The organism is Albidovulum sp., assembly GCF_049646345.1.
Classification (GTDB): domain Bacteria; phylum Pseudomonadota; class Alphaproteobacteria; order Rhodobacterales; family Rhodobacteraceae; genus Albidovulum.
In genome coordinates this window covers 1-3,936 of record NZ_JBARVQ010000313.1, presented here as the reverse complement: position 1 = coordinate 3,936, position 3,936 = coordinate 1, and the positions used below count along the sequence as shown (strand labels likewise).

At 61.3% G+C, this 3,936-nt stretch carries 5 protein-coding genes and 1 pseudogene; 3 read left to right on the top strand and 3 right to left on the bottom strand.

The window, feature by feature from the left end; genetic code table 11:
- Positions 1 to 499 (bottom strand): annotated as a pseudogene (locus tag WBB85_RS07980) (tRNA (N6-isopentenyl adenosine(37)-C2)-methylthiotransferase MiaB); the annotation flags it as partial.
- 131 nt (positions 500 to 630) lie between these two features.
- On the opposite strand from WBB85_RS07980, the gene WBB85_RS07975 reads away from it, so the two are divergent.
- A complete protein-coding gene (locus tag WBB85_RS07975) occupies positions 631 to 1,500 on the top strand; it encodes a hypothetical protein (RefSeq protein ID WP_432638090.1) in 870 nt (289 codons plus the stop codon).
- Between the two features lie 44 nt (positions 1,501 to 1,544).
- Here WBB85_RS07975 and WBB85_RS07970 read toward each other — a convergent pair whose 3' ends face one another.
- Together WBB85_RS07970 and irrA are read right to left on the bottom strand one after the other, a co-directional pair.
- Positions 1,545 to 2,072: an REP-associated tyrosine transposase gene (locus WBB85_RS07970; protein WP_432638089.1), complete on the bottom strand. Its 528-nt coding sequence runs from the start codon at positions 2,070 to 2,072 to the stop codon at positions 1,545 to 1,547.
- Between the two features lie 99 nt (positions 2,073 to 2,171).
- A complete protein-coding gene (irrA, locus tag WBB85_RS07965; RefSeq protein WP_432638088.1) occupies positions 2,172 to 2,597 on the bottom strand; it encodes an iron response transcriptional regulator IrrA in 426 nt (141 codons plus the stop codon).
- Positions 2,598 to 2,750: 153 nt separating this feature from the next.
- Between irrA and fabA the strand changes: the two genes are divergently transcribed.
- Positions 2,751 to 3,260: a bifunctional 3-hydroxydecanoyl-ACP dehydratase/trans-2-decenoyl-ACP isomerase gene (gene fabA / locus WBB85_RS07960; protein WP_432638087.1), complete on the top strand. Its 510-nt coding sequence runs from the start codon at positions 2,751 to 2,753 to the stop codon at positions 3,258 to 3,260.
- A 66-nt stretch (positions 3,261 to 3,326) separates the two neighbouring features.
- Positions 3,327 to 3,788 (top strand): GNAT family N-acetyltransferase, encoded by a 462-nt coding sequence (locus tag WBB85_RS07955; protein WP_432638086.1) that lies wholly within the window; start codon positions 3,327 to 3,329, stop codon positions 3,786 to 3,788.
- Positions 3,789 to 3,936: the final 148 nt, after the last annotated feature.

Here is a 3,936-nt window from a genome sequence, read left to right as displayed (position 1 = left end):
CGCAGAAGGCGCAGAACTTGTCGCAGCCCTCCTGCACGGTCAGGAAGGCCGTCGGGCGAACCGACGCCTTGGGGCGGTCGGGAAGGTGTTCGAACTTGTCCTCCTCAGGAAAGTCCGTATCAACCGTCTTTTCCCCCGCCTCGGCAGCCTTGGCCATCGCGGGCAGGCGGTGATAGCTTTGCGGGCCGACCACCAGGTCGACCAGCGGCATGCGCTTCAAAATCTCTTCGCCTTCGGCCTGGGCCACACAACCCGCAACGCCAATCTTCAGATCAGGTTTTGCCAGCTTCAGCGGGCGCAAACGGCCGAGATCGGAATAGACCTTCTCGGCGGCCTTTTCGCGAATGTGACAGGTGTTCAAAAGTACCATATCCGCCTCTTCGGCGACCTCGGTCGTGACATAGCCTTCAGCGCCCATGGCCTCGGCCATGCGCTCGCTGTCATAGACGTTCATCTGGCAGCCGTAAGTCTTGATGAAAAGTTTCTTCGGGGCGGACATGGAACTACCTTGGGCCGGGACCCGCGGTACCTAGCGCAAACCGGTCCGGCAGGCAATCGGGCTACGGGTGCTTGCATTCACCCGGCGCTTACCTGAATCTGTGCAAGCTCCGGCACCACTCGGGACAGGATATGCGATTTTCCTCACTCAACGATCTCCTCACCACCGGCCAGTCCCTGATCGCAAAGGGTCCCGTCGCGCTGATCTTTGCCGAGGACCCGGTCGAGATCGCCTCGACCGTGCTCCACCATGTCCGGGCACGGTTTCGCGAGACCATCGTGTTCCTGCCAGAGGACTTCGCCATTCCCGATGAGGTCGAAACCCTGGCCCATTGGGTTCGGTACCATACGCTTGCCCGTCAGGCGGTTTCCGATGCGGTGAACGCGATCATTGCCAAGGCGCCCGCCGGAACATGGTTCTACTACTGCTACAACGCTGAATATCTGTACTTCCCGTTCTGCGAACATCGCAGCGTGGGTGAAATGCTGGCCTTTCATACCGAGGAACGGCGCGACGCGATGCTGGCCTATGTGGTCGATCTTTACGCCCCCGACCTGAACCGCTTTCCCGATGCAGTAAGCCGTGAGGAAGCGATGCTCGACCGGTCGGGTTACTATGCCCTCGCCCGCAAGGACCCGGTGACAGGCCAGCCGAAGGACCGGCAACTGGATTTCTATGGTGGCCTCAGATGGCGGTTCGAGGAGCATATCCCGGCAGAGCGGCGGCGGATCGGCCGCACGGCGCTTTTCCGCAGCGGCCCGGGTTTGCAGTTGCAGAGTGATCACTGCTTCAATGTTGAGGAAATGAACACCCATGCCTGCCCTTGGCACCATAACATCACGGCCGCGATAGCATCGTTCCGGACGGCCAAGGCGCTGAAAACAAATCCCGGCTCCATGTTCGATATCTGGAACTTCACCTGGCACAACTCAGCGAAGTTCGAGTGGCATTCCCAGCAGTTGATGGATCTGGGCCTGATGGAACCGGGGCAATGGTTCTGAAATCCACCGATTTGAAGGTAAGGTGGGTTTAAACCCACCTTACATCATCCCGCCCGGGCGCGTGGCGAGAGGGCTGACGCGGCTGTGACCGGCACCGGATGGCCCGCCGCAAGATCGCGGTGGATCGATGAGAATGGCCAATCCTGCGGCCGCGCGACGAGTCCCGCCCGAACCGGCGCGGTCAGGATCAAATCACGGTGGACACCCAGATCCGCGTCATCGCGAATCCGGTGTTCCCAGAAGCGCCGCTGCCAGATGCCCTTTTCGCCACGCGCAACCTTGCTCGGAGCCCGCACTCCGGGTGGCGGGACGTTCCGCGAGAAGGAAGATTTGATCAACCGCCAGCGCGCCGAAAAATTGCCGTCCCCGTCCGGCAGCGTCCAGATCATGTGCAGATGGTCCGGCAGGATCACTGCGGTATCGATGACAAAGGGCCAGCGGCGGCGGCATAGGCGCAGGCAATCGCGCAGGAGCTCTATCTCGCGCAGGAGAAGGTCCGAGCGACGATCCTCAAGTCGAACCGTAAAGAAATAGGTTCCACCGGGAACAATTTGGCGACGATAGCACGACATTTGCGGAAACTGCCGCGATCTCGGTTAAAGGTGGGTTAAAACCCACCTTACGGATGTTTCGGCTGAAAACTGTAAGGTGGGTTTCAACCCACCCCGGATTCAGGTTCGCCGCAGCCGGATCACCACGTCAACCCGCGCAAGCTCTGCCCCATGCGGCAGTTCCGGCAATCGTGCTATTTCCAGATCTTCGGCCGGAGCGTCAACCAGTTGCCCCTCTTCCTCCCAGAAGAAATGCGGGTGATCGTCCAGCCTTGTGTCGAAATAACTGCGCGAGCCATCGACCGAGATCTCATGGATCAGACCTGCATCGCAAAAGGCGCGCAACGTGTTGTAGACGGTCGCAAGTGACACCGGTTCTCCGCTCTCGCCGGCGGCAGCATGCAGGCTTTCGGCGGTCACATGACGGTCCTTGCCATCGCCGACCAGCAAGGCGGCCAACGACACCCTTTGACGCGTGGGCCTCAGCCCAGCCCGCGCCAGCCACCGTGTTCCGCGCTTGACTGCCTCAGTCTCGATCCCGTCCATCTTGAGCCTTTCGCCTCTGCGACGGGAAATATAGGCTGCCGGGCACCTGCATTTCAATCGAAATTGCCGCGAAACCGCCCGCTCCGATCCCTTGCCCTTTGACCGGGGCGGGTGATAGAGGGGACGAAACAACAGGTTGCAGGGGATGACCGAATGACGGGGTATCCGACGAGTTTCGACAAGGAAGGGCTGCTGAAATGCGCGCGGGGCGAGCTTTTCGGCCCCGGCAACGCCCAGCTTCCCGCGCCGCCGATGCTGATGATGGACCGGATCACCGACATCTCGGGGGATCGCGGCGAACACGGCAAGGGCCATGTCGTGGCCGAGTTCGACATCACGCCGGATCTGTGGTTCTTCGACTGCCATTTCCCCGGCAATCCGATCATGCCGGGCTGCCTTGGTCTTGACGGGCTCTGGCAGCTGACCGGGTTCAACCTTGGCTGGCGCGGCTGGCAGGGGCGCGGCTATGCGCTGGGCGTCGGCGAGGTAAAGCTGACCGGTATGGTACGCCCCGACCGCAAGATGCTGACCTACTATGTCGATTTCACCAAGGCCGTGCAGACCCGCCGCCTGACCATGGGTGTGGCCGACGGACGTGTCGAGGCGGATGGCGAAACCATCTATCTGGTGAAAGACATGAAGGTCGCGTTGAGCGAGGCCTGACGGATTGCCCTGCGGAACGGGCTTTCCGGCAGTGGTTGCGCAGGGCGACGACGCAGGTAGAGACGCATGATCACTATCACCCGCGATACCCCGCTTCTGCCGGAGCTTTCGCTTCTGATGGAGCGGCACGCCGAGGCGATGCATGCTGATACGCCCCCCGAAAGCATCCACATGATGGATGCCGGGGCACTTGCCGGGCCAGAGATCGCGTTTTTCGTCATGCGCGATGACGGACAGCCCATAGGCATGGGTGCTCTCAAACGCATTGACGCGGCGCATGCCGAAATCAAATCGATGCATATACTGGCCGAAATGCGGGGCCGAGGGCTGGCCCGGACGATGCTCGAACACCTCATCGCCGAAGCGAAGGCAGAGGGCTATGTACGGCTGAGCCTTGAGACCGGCGCGCAACCGGCATTCGCGGCGGCGCACGGGCTTTATGCGGGTTCAGGTTTCAAGGAATGCCCAGCTTTCGCAGCATACGGCCCTGATCCCAATTCGATTTTCATGACCATGGTTCTGGAGTGACGCACACCCGATATCCGGGGGTGATCGCTCAGCGGGCGGACCTGCTCGGAGCCGCAAGCGGTCTGGTTCAGTGCCGGGCTGCAAAGGGCGTCGCCGCCCGGCGCGGCGACGGTCAGCCAGCCATCTGAACGAGCTTCCTGGAATATTT